We start from the raw sequence: 15,888 nt of genomic DNA on the forward strand, positions 1-15,888 counted from the left end.
TGGGCTATTGATCGTGCTACCGAGTTCCCGTAGTAGCTGCCGAAGGCTGCGATCTTTTTGGAGTATGGCGCAAAGTGCGCGGGCATAACGTTGTCACTTGCCTTCACCCGCCATCCCCCTGAAGCTATACGCCTTCAGGAGAGCCCGATGAACCTTGTTGAACTGACCGAACGCCTGCACGCCATTCGCGACCGCAATGACTGGCGGCAATTTCACAGCCCGAAAAACCTGGCCATGGCCGCGAGCGTGGAAATGTCCGAGCTGGTGGAGATTTTCCAGTGGCTGACCGAAGACCAGTCGCGCCAGTTGCCGGCGGACAAGCTCGCCCATGCCGGGCAGGAAATCGGCGACATCGTGCTGTATCTACTGCTGCTGTGCAGCGAGTTGGGGTTGGACATGAATGAAGTGGTGCGCAGCAAACTCGCGGACAGCGAACGGCGGTTCAGCTGATGAGCGACCGTCATTTCGATCAGTTGGCGACCCGTTTCGCTGAAAAAATCTACGGGGGCGCCAAAGGTGCGATCCGTCTCGCGGTGCTGCAGGCCGACCTGGCCGAAACCCTGCCCGACCGACCGTTGCGCGTTCTGGACATCGGCGCTGGCCTGGGCCACATGTCGTTGTGGCTGGCCGAGCGCGGTCATCAGGTGACCCTCGCCGAGCCCGCCGAACCGATGCTTGAAGGCGCCCGTCAGCGCTTCGCCGAAGCGGGGCAGACGGCGACGTTCATTCAGGCGCCGTGGCAGGATCTGCTCGGTCAGCTCACTGAACCTTACGACCTGGTGCTGTGCCACGCCGTGCTGGAATGGCTGGCCGAACCCCATGCGATTTTGCCGGTGCTGCATCAATTGACGAAGCCGGACGGCTGGTTGTCCCTGGCGTTCTACAACCGCGATGCGTTGATCTACCGCAACCTGCTCAAAGGTCATTTCCGCAAGATGCGCAAGAACAACATGGCCGGCGAGAAGCAGAGCCTGACGCCGCAGCAGCCACTGGATCCACGGGAACTGGCGGCGCAACTTGAGAGCATGTGGCAGGTCGAAACCCAGAGTGGGGTGCGGGTTTTTTACGACTACATGCCGGTGGAATTCCAGGGCCGTGTCGAGCTGCCGGACTTGCTGGAAATGGAACTGGCTCACCGCCGTCACCCAAGCTTCGCCGGGCTTGGGCGCTATTTGCACTGGATCTGTCGGCCGATCTGACCGGAGCGCGAAATGAAAAGTCGTTCAGGGTTACTGGTGATCTGTCTCGGGTTGACGGCCTGTCAGGGCAGCAACCCTTATGTCGCGACCTCCAATCCCCTGCCACCGGCACCGCCTCAGGCCGCCACTACTTTCGATCGCAGCGCCTACCCGGCGGCGCCACGCGATTACGGCCGCTATCGCAGTTGGGCCTGGCTCAACGGGCACCTGCCACCGGGCACGGCCTGGGCCGACTCGGCGCAGGTGGCCGAAGCGGTCAGTAATGCCCTTGACCAACGCGGCTTGCGCCCGCTGCACGACAACCGTCCGGCGGACCTGTTGGTCAGCGCCGATCTGCATCTGGAAACCCGCTTGCGTCAGGTGCAGGATGACTATGGTTACGGCGGGGGGTACTACGGCGGTGGTTATGGCGGTTACAACCGCTACGGCAGCGGTTACGGCATGTACAACATGGTGCCGGTCATTCGTACCTATCAGGTACAAGTCGTGGTGGTGCGAGTCGATCTGTTCGACGCGAGCACCGGCCAGCCGGTATGGAGTGCCAGTGCCGAAACCAGCAATCAGGGCAGTCAGAGCGAGCGGGTCGATGCCATTCGCGAAGCTGTAGAAAAGGCCATGTCGGCGTATCCTCCTAGTTAGCTTCTTTTACCGGAAGCCCCCCGCAGGTGCATGTCTTCTATCGGAGAAAAATCATGTTCCGCCGTCTCGCTTTACTGGCCATGGCCGCGCTGCTCACTGCCTGCGCCGCCAACCAGGTCAATCATGACTTCGATGCCAGCCGTGACTTTGCCGCCTATCGTAGCTGGAGCTGGAAAGAGCCCGCCGTGCAATACCGTCCCGATGATCCACGGATCAAGAGTGACCTGACCGAACAACGCATCCGCCAGTCCGTTGCCGATCAGCTGGATCAGCGCGGCTTGCGTCCGGCCGCCGCCGGCGCCAGTTCGGATCTGAAGGTGCAGGCTTATTTGATCGTCGAAGATCGCCAGCAACAAGTGACCACCAACTATGGTGGCGGTTATGGTGGCCCATGGTACGGCTACTGGGGCGGGCCGATGTACAACGAAACCCGCAACATCAGCTACAAGGTGGCAACCATCCAGATCGACCTGCTCGATGGCAAGGACGGCAAACTGGTGTGGCGCGGCAGCGACGAGCAGACGCTTAGTCGCACACCGAACCCGCAGGATCGTAGCAATAAAATCCACGAGACGGTCGGGCGGATATTGGCGAACTATCCACCGCGCTAAACGCTGAACTAACCAACACCACAGCCCCTGTAGGAGCGAGGCTTGCCCGCGAAGAACGATAACGCGGAATGACTGAAAAACCGCGGTGTTTTCTTCGCGGGCAAGCCTCGCTCCTACAGGATCTTCGTCGTCACACACGCCCACAACAAGCCCGGTTTTTTGTTGTCGTGGATGGCGAGTTGCCAGCAACCTGGCCAACCCTTGTCTACACTGCTCCTCACCAATGGAGGTAGCCCTCGGCAGTGTGCCGGCAAAGGAGTGCGCCATGTCTCCCTGCTTGCAGTTTCGTAGCCCGGTCCGGCAACGGGGAGCGATCGGTTTGATGGCGGTGCTGACCTTGGGCATGGCCTTGGTGTTTCTGCTGATCATGGTCGACAGCGGCCGCCTGTACCTGGAAAAGCGCAGCTTGCAGCGGGTGGCGGATATGGCCGCGCTGGAGGCTGCCACACGCAACGGTGATTGCGCCGCGGGTGCCACCGCTACCGTCTACGCCACCGCCAGCGCAACCCGCAACAATTTCACCCTGCCTGACCCCACGCGCAGCCTGACGGTGGCTTGTGGCGCCTTGACTCTGGACGCCAATAATCTTCGGGTTTTTACGGCTAATCCAAGCAGCAGCGAAGCCATTCGGGTGACCGTCAGCCATTCGATCCTGCAGAGTTTCGCCGGTGGTATTGGTGCGGTGTTCGGCGGTCCGCCAGCCGGTGCGACCCTCAACCTGACCGCGACCGCCGTCGCGGCGTTGCCACCTCCGCTGGCATCGCTGACCATTCGCAGTACGGTGCTGACTATCGATACCAGCAAGTCGGCCACCCTCAATGGACTGTTCGGTGGTTTGCTGGGCGGCAATCTGAACCTCTCCGTGGCGGGCTGGAACGGTTTGATGAACACCAACATCAGCCTGCTCGGTTACCTCGATCGATTGAAGGTCGACCTCGGCCTCACCGCCGCCGGGTATAGCCAGGTGTTGGGCACTTCGGTGGCCGTCAGTCAGCTGATCCAGACTGCCGTCAATGTGCTGGACCCGGGCGGCACGCTCGGCGCGACGGCGACCATCGTCGGTCTGCAAGCACTCAAGGTTGCCGCAGGCTCCACGACCGTGGTGCTGGGCAATATGTTGCACGTCGAGAATGGCAGCAACATGTCGGCGTTGGCGACTAACGTGAGCGTGTTCAACCTGATCGAAGGCATCGTGCAACTGGCCAACAAGAAAAACGGTCTGGTGGCGACGCTGCCGATCAATCTGGCGGGGCTGGCGCAAATCACGGCCCGGGTGCAGGTCCTGGAGGCGCCGCAACTCTCCGCGATTGGCAATCCGAAAAACGCGGCGCTGAATCCACTGGGACCCAATCGGATCTACGTGAGAACCGCGCAGGTTCGCACATTGCTGTCGATCGACTTGCCTGCACTCGACGCCATCGTGGCGCTGGTCACTGCGGTAACCGATCTGGCAGGACCGCTGACCAACACCCTCAACGCGTTGCTCAATCTCAATCTGGTGGCGGTGCTCAACTCACTGACCTGTGCCTTGGGCGTGCCCTGCCAGACACCCGACATCAAGGTGTTGCCGGGGCCGATACGGCTCGACGTGGCGCTGGAGGTCGCCAGCGCCAGCAGTTACGTCACGGCCTACAGCTGCGTCAGTAACACCAACAAAACCCTGACCACCAACACCAGTACGTCGCCGGTGAACCTGAAAATCGGCCGGATCGATGCGGCCAGCATGTTCGGCAGCAACACCACACCGCCGACGGTCACGGTGCAGCCGTTGAAGGTGATCGATATCGGGATCAAAACCTGTCGCAGGCTTCTCTTTCTGCCCATCACATGCGATCCGCGTGTGCCCGGCGTCGGTGGCGGCATCGATATCGTTGCCGACACCAGCGTGGCGGCGAACGCCAACATTTCCCACGTCTACTCCGCACCACCCGCCACCAGCCTGCCGGAAATCAATCAGCCGCCGTTCTACTACTCGTTTACCACCAGCAGCATCGTCAGCAGTCTGCTCAATACCCCGCTTAATATTCACGTGGACATGTATGGCCCGTCGGGCAGTCTCGTCAGCGGTCTGGGGACGATCCTGAGCAATGTGACCACTTTGCTGATCAGCGCGATCAACAGCGTGCTCAGCCCGTTGCTCGACAGCTTGATCAACACCGTGCTGGTAAGCCTTGGGATCGATTTGAACAAGGTCGACGTCGGCGCCAACCTCAGCTGTCACTCGGGGCGCGCGACACTGGTGATCTGATCGTCCGTGGCAATCGGCAACTCGATACAAAACCGCGCGCCCTCGGTCGAGTTTCTTACACTCAACTTACCGCCCATGTTTTCGACGATGCCGTAACTCACCGACAACCCGAGCCCGGTGCCGACGCCCACCGGTTTAGTGGTGAAGAACGGTTCGAAAATCCGCTCCAGCAGCCGTGGATCGATGCCGCCGCCGTTGTCCTCGACCCACAGTCGCACCGAGTGTTCATCGCGTTCGGCATACACCGAAATCCACGGTTTGAACTCCCGGTCGGCCTCGCGCTTGCCCAACAATGCATCCCTCGCATTGACCATCAGATTGATCAGCACCTGTTCCAGCTGATCGACGTAACCGCGCACCTGCACCTCGAATCCGGTCTCGCTGACCCGCAGCTCGACGCCTTTGCCGCGCATGCCTTCGGACAGCAGCGACAGCGTGCCCTCGATGGCTTGAGCCGGATTGAACGGGTGCTGCTCGATCTCCGAGCGCCGACCGAATACCCGCATGTGATCCACCACCCGCGCGGCGCGCTGGACTTGCGCGTCGATGCGGTTGAGCTTGTCTGTCAGGTAATCGATTTGCGCATCGCCATTGCTCAGACGCTTGAGCACATTGACGATGGCCATGCGCATCACGTTCAGTGGCTGGTTGATTTCATGGGCCAGCCCGGTGGCCATTTCGCCGAGGGTGGCCATTTTCGCGCTCTGGGTGAGCTGTTGTTGGGCACGCCGGACTTCAGTGTTGTCGCGGCCCACGGCTTGTATCTCAAGCAAACGACCTTGCTCGTCGAACACCCCGCGATCCGACCAGACCCACCAGGCGTGTTCCCGTCCCGGCAGTTGCAGGTTGATTTCCGCGGTGCTGACCGGGAACTCCGGGCTCAGGTGACTGAGCCGCTGGAGGAACGCTTCGCGCTGTTCCGGCGACATCCAGCTGCCCAGGTTCACCCCCGGCAGTTGCTCGGGCTGGCATTCCAGATAGGTCGCCAGCGGGCGGTTGCCAAAGGTCAACGTCAGGTCTGGAAGGTAACGGCAGATCATCGCCGGGGAATCTTCCACCAGGATCCGATAACGCTCTTCACTCTGTTTTACTTGCTCGGCGGCCAGGGTCGCCTCGGTGACATCCAGCCACAGCCCCACGGCTTCCACCGGCAGCCCTAGGTCATCGCGCAGCAGTTTGGCTTCGTCGAGCAGCCAGTGGTAATCGCCGCGACTGTCGCGCAGCCGATAACGGGCACGCACCGAACCTTCGCGCAGCAGTTGCCGGGTGCGCTCGAAATAGCCGTCACGGTCCTCGGGGTGGACCCGTTCCACCAGCGCGCCGGCGGCGCAATCAGCGAGCGACCAACCGAGTAGCGGCAACAGGCTGTCGCTGAAAAATGTCGGTTGCAGCGCACCTTCGACGTAGCGCTGCACGTAGATCACCGCCGGTGAACTGGCGATCAGGTTGTCCAGCCGGGCATGGGCGGCAGCGGCGTTCTGCTGCTGATTCTTGATGTCACTGATGTCGAGCATGAAACCCACCAGCCGCCGGTTTCTGCCGATACCCAGGGCCTGACCTTGCAGCCGATACCAGATCGGCGTTTGCGCCGCGTCGGGGCGATGCAGGCGTACGCACAGCAGCAACGGCGCGCCTTCATCCTGCAAGGTTTGCAGGCGAATCGTCAGCTCTTCACGGTCGGCGGGGTGGATCTGTTCGAGCCAGTCGTGCAGCGGCAAACGAGTACTCGCAAGGTTCAGCATGCTTGCCAGCGATGGCGCCAATTGCACCTCGGCGGTGTCGCTGAAGACCTCCCACCAGCCGGTGCCGAGCAAGGCTTGCAGAGACTCCAGCCGCTCCAGTTGCAGATGGTGCTGATGCTCGCGCAAGCGCTCAAGCAGCGGGCCGGCCAGCGCGGCGGTGAGTTGCAACCAGTCGCGCTCGCTCAGGTCGGGGGCACGCTCTTGCACCGGGTAGAAACCACAGAGCAACCAGGCCACCACGCCCAGGGCATTGTGGTACGGCACCGCGAACCCTTCGGCATTGCCGAAGATGCCTTGCAGGCGCGGGTGTTCGCTGGGAGTCAATTGTTGGGGCGCGGAGCCATTCAAACTGTCGAGACCGGTGCCCAGGCGTTGATCGATTTCCCACAACAGTGGCGCATCGAAGGCCGCGTAATGCTGGTGAATCAGCCACCCCTCGGCCTGTTCGTCGAGCAAGGCCATGGCGATGCAGGGGATCTGAAAGCGCTGGGCCAGACCTTGCAGCTGCTCCGCCAACACCTCGGGCAAGCGCGTCAGGCTGCACAGGCGCAACTGTTCGCTGACCTGCGCCGCGAGCAACTGGCATTGTTCACGGCTGCGCGCTTGTCGACGTTCGAGCAGCAAGTCGCCGATGTCGATCAACTGCAACAGCCAGTTTTCGCCCAACGGCTGCACCCAGCCACGCAGATGCAGCGGTTGTTCGCCGAGGCTGAAAAAATCCAGGTCCAGGCTCTGTCCCTGCCACTCGGCAGGCGCGCCTTCGACCGACAGGCTGCTATGGGGCATGAGGTAATCGAGCAGATGCGGTGCCTGCGCGCCGGGCATATGTTGCGCCAGCAGATGCCGCAGCGGGCCGGTCAGCTGAATCACTCGGCCCTCGTCATTCAGGTGCAGCTGCAAACCGACACGTTGCACGCTCGGCGTGTCCGCACTGGTCGAGGGCTGTGGCGGTTGGCGATTGAGCAGACGCCCGAAGAGCTTGTCCCCGGAACTCAAAATTGCAGGCTCGATCGGGCGGTAAGGGTCGCCGGCAGATTGGGCACCGAGCCGATCCCCGGCAGCACCAGGAACGGCAGCACCTGATTCAGTTTACTGGTGGGGTAGTTGATGGTGACCGTCAGCACGCCACCGATGTAGGTGGCACTGGCGTCGGTGGCCACATTGAAGTTCAGCGCGGCAGGAATCCAGGACAGCTGCCGGGTCAGTTCGGTGGTCGCTATGTTTCTGACGACGGTGTCGTAATTGGCGGTGCTTGGGTCCAGCGCCACACTGCGACGCACCGCTTCGGCCGTCGATTGATTGAATGATTGCATCAGCAACAGCGGCAGGCTGTAACTGACCAGCCCATAAAACACGGCGAAAAAGATGATGAACACCAAGGCGAACTCAATCGCCACGGCACCTTTTTGTTTGCGGGGGAGGCCTGTTTTCATGAGTGCGTCTACCCTGACCGTCACGACGTAGTATCAGCATAGAATCATTCAGCCAAAACGGACGTTTTTTACCGGATGCAGAACTTTGTCCTACTTATCTGGCTGACGCTTTGCGCAGCACAGGATGTCCGAGAGCGGCACATCGCCAATGCCCTGACCCTTGGCGTGGGTGTATTGGCGCTGACGTATCTGTTGTGGACGGGCACCACATGGTTGGGGGCCGAGGCGGTGCAGGGCGGCTGGGCTTTGTTGTTGGCATTGGCCTTCACCTTGCCCGGTTATGCGTTGAGACGTCTGGGGGCAGGCGACGTGAAACTGATGGCGACGCTGGGCCTTGCGACGGACGGTATGCACCTGCTCGGCGGCTTCATCGGCGCCGGATTGGCCAGTGCATTCTGGCTGCTGTTGGCGCCAAGACTCTGGCTGTATATGGGGCAGGGGCTTAGAGAACGTCTTCGTTACCTGGGACCAGGAACGTCAAAAAAACAGCCCTTTGCGCCATTCGTTTTGGTGGGCATGTTGCTCACTCTGGTCTGGATGCATTAGTCGCCGGGCAATACTCGTTCTATGTACATAGTTGGAAAGTGCGTCTACTTTCAAAACAGTTGTTGTACAGCCTGTGGGTAGTGGGTACAGGAACGGTCAAGCCATACTTGGCATGGAGTGACACGTGAACAAGCTTATCTCGGCAATAAAAGTCCTTGTGGTCGATGACGAACCATTGATTGTCGAAGAACTTTGCGAGTTCATCGAGCGCAATGGTTATCGCTGTGTTCCTTGCCAGTCTGGCAAGCAGGCGATCGAGCGTTTCACTGAATATGAGGATATCGGCCTGGTGCTCTGTGATTTGCGGATGCCTGACATGGATGGCATTCAGCTCGTTCAGACGTTACAACGGTTGTCCGGCAAGCATCGGGCATTCGAGGCGATCATGCTCACCGGCCGCGCAGACAAGCAGGACGTGATCAAGGCCTTGCGCGCCGGGTTCGCCGACTACTATCAGAAACCGATTGATCTGGATGAGTTGCTCGAAGGTTTGCGGCGCCAGGAAGTGGTCTTGCAGGAGCGGCAGAAAAACCTGCAGTTGGGGCATTTGAGTCAGAAGCTGCAGTACCTTTGTGAGTCGATCGATGAGCTGTATCAGGATCTGGACAAGGTTCGTCGGGGGCCGTCCTCTGAGCCTTTGTCGGATTCGGCTGGCGGTGCATTCAGTGAGGCGGAGCGGGTGGAGATGCCGGCGGTTTTCAATCAGCTGTCGCCGCGGCAGTTGGAGGTGGCGCGGTTGGTGGGCAAGGGGCAGACCAATTATCAGATCGCGTGTGAGTTGGGGATTACCGAGAACACGGTGAAGCTTTATGTGTCGCAGGTGTTGCGGTTGACGCATATGCATAACCGCACGCAAGTGGCGTTGGCGTTGTCGCCTGGTAATGCTGGTGGGCGGCGGCTTACTGCGCACTAGTCGAGTACGCTGATCAACTGTGGGAGCGGGCTTGCTCGCGAAGGCGGCCTGACAGCCGACCTGTATTTTGTTGACTGAGTACATATCCGTTGCTGCGGTAACGGATATGTACACCACACGCCAGGATCAGGAACTAACCACCCCTGGAAACAAATTATTCAACGTCTCCAACAACCGCACGTGATAAATCGGCTTGCGAAACAAATCCAGCACCTGCAACCGCAACATATCACTCACATCATCCATATCCGCATGCCCCGACGTCACAATCACCGGTAAATGCTGACGAGCCGTATGCTCACGCAACCGCTTGATCAACGACATGCCACTCTCCTCCGGCATCCGCAAATCAGTAATCACCAGCGCAATATCAGGATGACAAGTCAAATGATGAAGGGCGAGCTTGACCGACGTTGCCGTAAAACAAGTAAAGCCCTCGCCCTCCAGCAACTCGGCCAGTTCCAGTAACGCATCCTCCTCATCGTCGACCAGAAGAAGCTGTTGGCGAAGGAGCGCTGGAGCGTTCATGGGTAACACCTGCAATGGACTAAGCCTTGACGTTAGAAGCCCTTTGCGGGATTGGCAAATGACTGCCTATAGCCAGCCTTAAAATCAAAGCGCAGCTGAAATGGTGGTGAACATTGCGGTGACACTCGTGGCGATGGGTGTCGCAAATGCTGCCAGCGCAACGGCCACCATACCCGCAATAATCGCGTACTCGATACCCGAAGCACCTTCAGTGTCTTTGGCCAGGCCTCTGTAAAAAACGAATTCGGATTTGATCTTCTGAACAACTTTAATAAAGGACATGACGTGTCTCCTATGACAGCGGATGTTGCACGGCCGCAACATGATTCCCCTATGCCAGCATCAGCATTGTCGGCAAACCCAAGACCAACAACTGTAAGAACCTATTAATACTTAAGTAGTAACCCGTTCACTGACGTCATGAAACAGTGCTTTTGGCTTCAAACCGTTACTTTTGTCAGATATTTACCGACCTGTAATGGCTTTTTGCTCTACCTGCGCTACCGTCAAATAGCGAAATAGTTCCATGTTCGTAGCTGCCTGATTGCGAAGTCATCTCGTTAGAACTCTTGGGGGGCGTTACGCAGCAGGAAAGGGAGAGCCTTCATGAACAGTCGCGTCACCATGGGCCTGGCCGGGCTGTTTCTGGTAGGCGCCATCATTGCCGGTTACTGGGGGCTGGTGTTGAGTCGCCAACCGGCACCCGAATCCGTCGCGCAACCTGGCACATCATCGGCCCCAATACTGTCGCCGGCGGACGACCCGACCCGCCAGCCGGTGGTTGTGTTGCTGCGTGACATAGCACCGTACGAACAAATCACCGCCGCCGACGTGACCCTGGAAAAACTCCGTGCCGCCCCGGCCGGCAGCCTGTCCCGTCTCGACCAAGCCATTGGCCGTATGCCTTGGCGCACGCTGACTGCCGGCAGTTGGCTCAATGATGAAAGTTTCGAAACCGGCGGGGCGCTGGCGCGAATGATCCGCCCCGATGAGCGCGCCCTCGCCGTGGCGGCGGATGACGTGGTCAATGTCGGCGGTCAACTGAGCCCCGGCGACTATGTCGACGTCCTGCTGTTTCTGCGCATGGACACCAACAACCTCCAGCAATCGGCCCAGGTCGTGGTTCCGGCGTTGCGGGTGCTCGGTGTCGGCGACCAGTTGGGGCTGATGAACGATGGGCTGCCTGCCAACCCGGCGCGTAGCAACGAAGAAAGACTCAAGCAGGAACAGCAGCGCGCCAGCGCCCGCACCGTTTTGCTCGCCGTCCCCGAACCCCTCTTGAGTCGCCTGATGCTCGCGGCTCAGGTCGGGGTTTTGCGCCTGGCCGTGCGCAGCGCCGAGGAAAAACGCCTGAACCAATACTGGGCCGGCAACCGCGATTCAAAGGCGAGCCTGGCCAGTGCCAATCGCGAACTGGTGCAGTTCAGTCAACTGGCCCTGGCCGGCACACCCAAACCCATAAGCGGCGGCGCAGCACCGCGCAAGACGAGTGTGGAAGTCATCCGCGGCAATGAAGTCACCCAACAAACGCCCTGAATCGAGCGAGGACGCTTCTCTATGCGCAGACGTTTCACGCAGTACTTGCTCGACAACGGCTGCGTCGATACATGCGGTGGATTATCGCAATGAGCCAGCCCCAGAACCTGAGTCAGACGTTCCTCGCGATCACGCGTAACAGCACCGACTTCGAGTGGTTGCAAGGTGCGCTTGCCCCTTTGGGCCGAGTGATCAGCGCCGGTGGCGGCAACCTCGACGAGCTCTTGACGCTGGTGGACGTGACCTTCGCCAGCCTGGTGTTCGTGGGTCTGGACCGTGAACATGTGGTGGCCCAGAGCGCGTTGATCGAGGGTGCCCTGGAAGCCAAACCGATGCTGGCGATCGTTGCGTTGGGCGACGGCATGGACAACCAACTCGTGCTCAACGCCATGCGTGCCGGCGCGCGGGATTTCGTCTCTTACGGCTCGCGTTCCAGTGAAGTTGCCGGGCTGGTGCGACGCCTGAGCAAACGCCTGCCGACCGTGACGCCGAATATGCAACAGAATCAACAGGGTGGCCTGACCGTGCTTTACGGTGCGCAGAGCAATGCCGACGGGGCGTTGCTCGCCAACCACCTGGCGCACGTGGTGCAAAAGAGCGGTCAGCAGACACTGTTGCTGGATCTGGGCCTGCCGCGTGGCGACAGCCTTGCGTTGCTGGGGCTGGAGAGCTCGTTTCATTTTGGCGATGCGTTGCGACATCTGAGGCGCCTCGACGCGACGCTGATCGACAGCGCCTTCACTACCTGTGACGCCGGGCTGCGGATTCTCGCCTACGCCAGCAACGACGAACCGCTGGAGCAGACCAGTGCCGCCGAGTTGTACATGCTGCTCAGCGCCTTGCGTCAACATTTCCAGCACATTGTGGTGAACCTCACGGGCCAGTCGGACAGCGAAGCATTGCGCACCTTCGTCAGCCATTGCGACAAGTTGCTGTGGTACACCGATCAGAATGTGCTCGACTGCCGACGCAACCTTGAGGTGCTCGGCCGCTGGCGCGAAAAAGGCCTCAAGCTCGACCACGCCAGGTTGCTGGTGGACCGCTATCTGCGCAACGTCGCGCCAGACTCCGACACGTTGAGCAAAAGCTTTGGCATGGAGGTTATGGCGGTCCTTGCCTACAGCCCGGAAGTACGGCTCAACGCCAAGAATCAGGGGGTGAGCCTGTTCGAGCTGGCCCCGCGCGAAAACCTGACCCAAAGCCTGCGCGCCCTCGGCGAACGACTGGCCAAACGCTCCGAAGACCTGGACAAACCCAAGGCTGGCTGGTTTGACCGATTGAGGGGCGCGCAATGAGCGGGGAAAAACTCTTCGGTGCGCCCTCCCATGGGCCGGCCGGCAATACCGACCACGAAGGCCTGAAACTGGTGCTGCATCGCTACATCATCGACGCCATCGAAGAGTCCGGGAAAAACCTGCTGGAAGGTTCGCGGCAAATGCTGTCGCAGTTCGTCATCGACAAAGTTGCCGAGTACATCGCCCGTCTGCACCTGGCGATTTCCCGTTATGAGATGGAGCGACTGGCTGAGGAAATCGTCGACGAGCTCACCGGTTTCGGCCCGCTGGAGGTGTTGCTGCGTGACTCGACCGTGACCGAGATTCTGGTCAACGGCCCGCACCGGGTGTTCGTCGAACGCGAGGGTGTGTTGCACCTGAGTGACCTGCGATTCATCGACGATCACCACGTCGAGCGGGTGATGCAACGGATTCTTGCGCCTCTGGGCCGACGGCTCGACGAGTCGTCGCCGATGGTCGATGCGCGCCTGCCCGATGGCAGCCGGGTCAACGCGATCATCCCGCCCATTGCCCTCGATGGCCCGTGCCTGTCGATTCGAAAATTCCGCAAGGACATGCTCAAAAGCTCCGATCTGATGGCGATGCAAACCATCGACCAGGCAATCTTTGAATTTATTCAGGAGGCCGTGGGCAAGCGTTGCAACATCCTTGTCAGCGGCGGTACCGGCACCGGCAAGACCACGCTGCTGAACATTCTCAGCCAGTTGATCGCCCCTCACGAACGCCTGGTCACCATCGAAGACGTCGCCGAACTGCAACTCGGCCATCCTCACGTGGTGCGCCTGGAAACCCGACCGCCGAATGCCGAAGGCCACGGCGAAGTGAAGGCCAGCGACCTGATTCGCAACGCGCTGCGGATGCGCCCGGACCGGATCATCCTCGGCGAAATTCGCGGCGTCGAAGTGGTCGACGTGCTCACTGCAATGAACACCGGGCACGACGGCTCCATGAGCACTGTGCACGCCAACAATGCCCAGGACGCGCTGCTGCGCCTGGAGACCTTGGTGGGCCTGACCGGACGCACCATCGCCGAACGCACTCTGCGGCAAATGATCTGTGCGGCACTGGACGTGGTGATTCAACTGACGCGCCTGCCTGATGGCCGCCGCTGCGTCAGCGAAGTGGTGGAGGTCGTGGGTATTCGTGATGACATCTATGTGACCAATACGCTATTCAAGTTTGACCGACGCACCGGTTTCGGTTTTCTGCGCGAGGCGGTCAACCCCGCCGGCGATAAACTACGCCGCGAGGCGGCGCTCTCTCCCTTATCGCACTGAAGGGTCACGGCATGCTCAAACCGGCGCTGCTCATCCTGATTTGCCTGACGTTGCTGGGCTTGTCGATCCGTTTGTTCTACAACGGTTTGCGCCAGACCGGCATCGATCGAACCCTCGGTCGCTTGATGCAGGGACAACCGCAACTGGCGGTGGCGAAATCATCCTGGGCTGGCCTGGAACGAGCCTTTCTACGCGCCGGCCTCGGTCGTCCCACCGAACGCCTGGGGTTGTGGCTGTTGCTCTGGGCCGTGGGCATTTTGCTGGGGTTTGCCCTCGCAAGCTGGATCGGTTTGTTGGTGTTGTTGCTGATGCCACCTCTGGCTCTGAGGCTCTACATCAGTTGGTGCTATCAGCGCCGGCTCAAGCGCATGATCGAACAACTGCCGCCATTGCTCGATCACACAGTGCGCAGTCTGAAGTCCGGACGCACCCTGGCCGATGCGGTGCTGGTCGCCATCGACGCCGCCGAAGACCCACTTAAAAACGCCATGGGCCGGGTTCAGCGCAACGTGCACTTGGGCGTCAGCCTGCCTGACGCTGTCACGGACTTCGCCGAACTGTACGAGAAAGACGAGTTTCGCTTGTTCGCGCTGGGCCTGAAGGTCAATCACCGCTACGGCGGCAATGCCAGTGAGCTGTTTGAGAACCTGATCAAAATGATCCGCGAACGCGACCAGGCTGCGCGCCAATTGCGCGCCATGACGGGCGAAACCCGCATCACGGCGATAGTGCTGGCCCTGATGCCCGTGGGGCTTGCCGCCTACTTCTTGCTGTCCAATCCGAAATACCTGCTCGCCATGTGGAACAGCAGCTCGGGGCAAATGATGCTCGCGACCGCGTTCGGCCTGCAGGTCGTGGGTTGCCTGGCGCTGTGGCGCATGTTGCGTAGCGTATGAAAATAGCCCTGCTGATCAGCGCACTGTTGTTTCTGGCGGCCACGCTGTTGCTGCTCAGTGGGCTGCTGGACCAACATCGGCGTGCTCGCCAGGTGGCTCAACGACTGGACGGCAAACCGCTGAGCGACCATCGCGTCAGTCACTGGCTGCAAGTGCTGGGCGACAGCCGCATCGGCCAGCGCTCGGTCAAACTGGACAACGAAACCCAAATGCTGCTCAACCGCCTCGGCTGGCGCAGCGCCCGGCAACGCTCGCTGTTCGCCGCCTGCCAGATCGGCATACCGGTGCTCGCGTTGTTCCTGAGCCTGTTGATCCAGAGTGTGTTCTTCCCGCAGGTGAACAACCACTGGATCACCCCGGCCTTCGCTACCGCCCTCGGTTATTTGCTGCCCAAACGCTTGTTGGCCGCCGCCGCGTACCGTCGGCAAAGACAACTGGCGATCGAGATTTCGACCTTCATTCCACTGCTGCGCATCCTGTTCGAATCCGGCATGGCGGTGGAACAGTCGCTGCGAGTGTTGAGCATCGAAGGCAAACAATTACTGCCGGTCCTGACCCATGAACTGCGCCTGATTCTGACCCGGGTCGATTCCGGTCTGGAACTGGGCGAAGAACTGAACAAGGCCACCCAGTTGCTGGCGGTGGACGAATTCACCGACACCTGCGTGATTCTTCAGCAATTGATCCACCAGGGCGGCGGCGCCATGAAATCACTGCTGGGGCTCAAACTACTGCTCGATGACCGGCGCCTGACACGCTTGCAGGAATACATCTCCAAGATGTCCGCAAAAATGTCTGTGGTGATGATGTTGTTTCTCTTCCCCGCGTTGCTGATCGTACTGGCCGGCCCCAGCTTCAGCGCTCTGGCCCGGGCCTTTCATCATTGAAAGGCACAGCGGCGATCCCTGTGGCGAGGGGGCTTGTCGGAACGCCGCATCGCCCCGTTTGAGTGCGTAGCACTCACAAGATCTTTGGTACATCAGAGATTTTGGGGCTACTTCGTAGCCCAACGGGGGCAAGCCCCC

16 protein-coding genes are annotated in these 15,888 nt (G+C 60.2%); 12 read left to right on the forward strand and 4 right to left on the reverse strand.

The features are described 5' to 3' along the window. Positions 1 to 147: 147 nt before the first annotated feature. From PMI30_RS10965 to PMI30_RS10945, 5 genes are all read left to right on the forward strand, one after another. The gene (locus tag PMI30_RS10965) at positions 148 to 450 is read left to right on the forward strand and encodes a MazG-like family protein (RefSeq protein WP_008011269.1); all 303 of its coding nucleotides are present in this window, start codon (positions 148 to 150) and stop codon (positions 448 to 450) included. Then, entirely contained in the window at positions 450 to 1,199 is a 750-nt protein-coding gene (locus PMI30_RS10960) for a methyltransferase domain-containing protein (protein ID WP_008011271.1), read from the forward strand. The genes PMI30_RS10965 and PMI30_RS10960 overlap by 1 nt, the downstream gene beginning before the upstream one ends. A 12-nt stretch (positions 1,200 to 1,211) precedes the next feature. Beyond that, positions 1,212 to 1,838, forward strand: a complete 627-nt coding sequence (locus PMI30_RS10955; protein WP_008011274.1) for a DUF4136 domain-containing protein — start codon at positions 1,212 to 1,214, stop codon at positions 1,836 to 1,838. Between the two features lie 53 nt (positions 1,839 to 1,891). Further along, positions 1,892 to 2,449, forward strand: coding sequence for a DUF4136 domain-containing protein (locus PMI30_RS10950; protein ID WP_008011275.1), 558 nt, complete (start codon positions 1,892 to 1,894; stop codon positions 2,447 to 2,449). 265 nt (positions 2,450 to 2,714) lie between these two features. Then, complete coding sequence (locus tag PMI30_RS10945) at positions 2,715 to 4,697, forward strand: TadG family pilus assembly protein (RefSeq protein ID WP_008011278.1); 1,983 nt, start codon at positions 2,715 to 2,717, stop codon at positions 4,695 to 4,697. On the opposite strand, the gene PMI30_RS10940 is transcribed toward PMI30_RS10945, so the two are convergent. Together PMI30_RS10940 and PMI30_RS10935 are read right to left on the reverse strand one after the other, a co-directional pair. Beyond that, positions 4,667 to 7,435, reverse strand: a complete 2,769-nt coding sequence (locus PMI30_RS10940; RefSeq protein WP_008011280.1) for a PAS domain-containing sensor histidine kinase — start codon at positions 7,433 to 7,435, stop codon at positions 4,667 to 4,669. The two genes, PMI30_RS10945 and PMI30_RS10940, sit on opposite strands and share 31 nt — an antisense overlap. Then, complete coding sequence (locus PMI30_RS10935) at positions 7,432 to 7,872, reverse strand: TadE/TadG family type IV pilus assembly protein (protein ID WP_008011281.1); 441 nt, start codon at positions 7,870 to 7,872, stop codon at positions 7,432 to 7,434. Before PMI30_RS10935 ends, PMI30_RS10940 begins: the two co-directional genes overlap by 4 nt. A 75-nt stretch (positions 7,873 to 7,947) precedes the next feature. Here PMI30_RS10935 and PMI30_RS10930 point away from each other — a divergent pair, with 75 nt between their 5' ends. Together PMI30_RS10930 and PMI30_RS10925 are read left to right on the forward strand one after the other, a co-directional pair. Then, positions 7,948 to 8,418, forward strand: coding sequence for a prepilin peptidase (locus tag PMI30_RS10930; protein ID WP_008011283.1), 471 nt, complete (start codon positions 7,948 to 7,950; stop codon positions 8,416 to 8,418). A gap of 124 nt (positions 8,419 to 8,542) precedes the next feature. Next, positions 8,543 to 9,331 carry a response regulator transcription factor gene (locus PMI30_RS10925; protein ID WP_008011284.1) on the forward strand — a complete coding sequence of 263 codons (789 nt, stop codon included), beginning with the start codon at positions 8,543 to 8,545 and terminating at the stop codon, positions 9,329 to 9,331. A 126-nt stretch (positions 9,332 to 9,457) separates the two neighbouring features. Here PMI30_RS10925 and PMI30_RS10920 read toward each other — a convergent pair whose 3' ends face one another. Continuing rightward, entirely contained in the window at positions 9,458 to 9,859 is a 402-nt protein-coding gene (locus PMI30_RS10920) for a response regulator (protein ID WP_007907484.1), read from the reverse strand. A gap of 84 nt (positions 9,860 to 9,943) precedes the next feature. Further along, on the reverse strand, positions 9,944 to 10,141 hold the full coding sequence (locus PMI30_RS10915) for a Flp family type IVb pilin (protein ID WP_007907481.1): 198 nt from the start codon (positions 10,139 to 10,141) through the stop codon (positions 9,944 to 9,946). A 324-nt stretch (positions 10,142 to 10,465) separates the two neighbouring features. Between PMI30_RS10915 and cpaB the strand changes: the two genes are divergently transcribed. The 5 genes from cpaB (at position 10,466) to PMI30_RS10890 (ending at position 15,750) form a co-directional block, all read left to right on the forward strand. After that, a complete protein-coding gene (gene cpaB / locus PMI30_RS10910; RefSeq protein ID WP_008011286.1) occupies positions 10,466 to 11,395 on the forward strand; it encodes a Flp pilus assembly protein CpaB in 930 nt (309 codons plus the stop codon). A gap of 89 nt (positions 11,396 to 11,484) precedes the next feature. Then, complete coding sequence (locus tag PMI30_RS10905) at positions 11,485 to 12,690, forward strand: AAA family ATPase (protein WP_008011288.1); 1,206 nt, start codon at positions 11,485 to 11,487, stop codon at positions 12,688 to 12,690. After that, the gene (locus tag PMI30_RS10900) at positions 12,687 to 13,967 is read left to right on the forward strand and encodes a CpaF family protein (RefSeq protein ID WP_008011290.1); all 1,281 of its coding nucleotides are present in this window, start codon (positions 12,687 to 12,689) and stop codon (positions 13,965 to 13,967) included. Before PMI30_RS10905 ends, PMI30_RS10900 begins: the two co-directional genes overlap by 4 nt. Positions 13,968 to 13,978: 11 nt before the next feature. Further along, a complete protein-coding gene (locus PMI30_RS10895; RefSeq protein WP_008011292.1) occupies positions 13,979 to 14,863 on the forward strand; it encodes a type II secretion system F family protein in 885 nt (294 codons plus the stop codon). Then, entirely contained in the window at positions 14,860 to 15,750 is an 891-nt protein-coding gene (locus PMI30_RS10890) for a type II secretion system F family protein (protein ID WP_008011294.1), read from the forward strand. Before PMI30_RS10895 ends, PMI30_RS10890 begins: the two co-directional genes overlap by 4 nt. The last annotated feature ends 138 nt before the right edge of the window (positions 15,751 to 15,888 follow it).

Origin of the sequence: Pseudomonas sp. GM50, assembly GCF_000282375.1 — a bacterium.
In the GTDB taxonomy this organism is placed as follows: Bacteria; Pseudomonadota; Gammaproteobacteria; order Pseudomonadales; family Pseudomonadaceae; genus Aquipseudomonas.

Coding starts and splice junctions, on each gene's coding strand:
- PMI30_RS10900 (WP_008011290.1), top strand. CDS start 12,687: ATGAGCGGGGAAAAACTCTTCGGTGCGCCCTCCCATGGGCCGGCCGGC.
- PMI30_RS10935 (WP_008011281.1), bottom strand. CDS start 7,872: ATGAAAACAGGCCTCCCCCGCAAACAAAAAGGTGCCGTGGCGATTGAG.
- cpaB (WP_008011286.1), top strand. CDS start 10,466: ATGAACAGTCGCGTCACCATGGGCCTGGCCGGGCTGTTTCTGGTAGGC.
- PMI30_RS10915 (WP_007907481.1), bottom strand. CDS start 10,141: ATGTCCTTTATTAAAGTTGTTCAGAAGATCAAATCCGAATTCGTTTTT.
- PMI30_RS10905 (WP_008011288.1), top strand. CDS start 11,485: ATGAGCCAGCCCCAGAACCTGAGTCAGACGTTCCTCGCGATCACGCGT.
- PMI30_RS10930 (WP_008011283.1), top strand. CDS start 7,948: ATGCAGAACTTTGTCCTACTTATCTGGCTGACGCTTTGCGCAGCACAG.
- PMI30_RS10945 (WP_008011278.1), top strand. CDS start 2,715: ATGTCTCCCTGCTTGCAGTTTCGTAGCCCGGTCCGGCAACGGGGAGCG.
- PMI30_RS10920 (WP_007907484.1), bottom strand. CDS start 9,859: ATGAACGCTCCAGCGCTCCTTCGCCAACAGCTTCTTCTGGTCGACGAT.
- PMI30_RS10895 (WP_008011292.1), top strand. CDS start 13,979: ATGCTCAAACCGGCGCTGCTCATCCTGATTTGCCTGACGTTGCTGGGC.
- PMI30_RS10890 (WP_008011294.1), top strand. CDS start 14,860: ATGAAAATAGCCCTGCTGATCAGCGCACTGTTGTTTCTGGCGGCCACG.
- PMI30_RS10955 (WP_008011274.1), top strand. CDS start 1,212: ATGAAAAGTCGTTCAGGGTTACTGGTGATCTGTCTCGGGTTGACGGCC.
- PMI30_RS10950 (WP_008011275.1), top strand. CDS start 1,892: ATGTTCCGCCGTCTCGCTTTACTGGCCATGGCCGCGCTGCTCACTGCC.
- PMI30_RS10960 (WP_008011271.1), top strand. CDS start 450: ATGAGCGACCGTCATTTCGATCAGTTGGCGACCCGTTTCGCTGAAAAA.
- PMI30_RS10965 (WP_008011269.1), top strand. CDS start 148: ATGAACCTTGTTGAACTGACCGAACGCCTGCACGCCATTCGCGACCGC.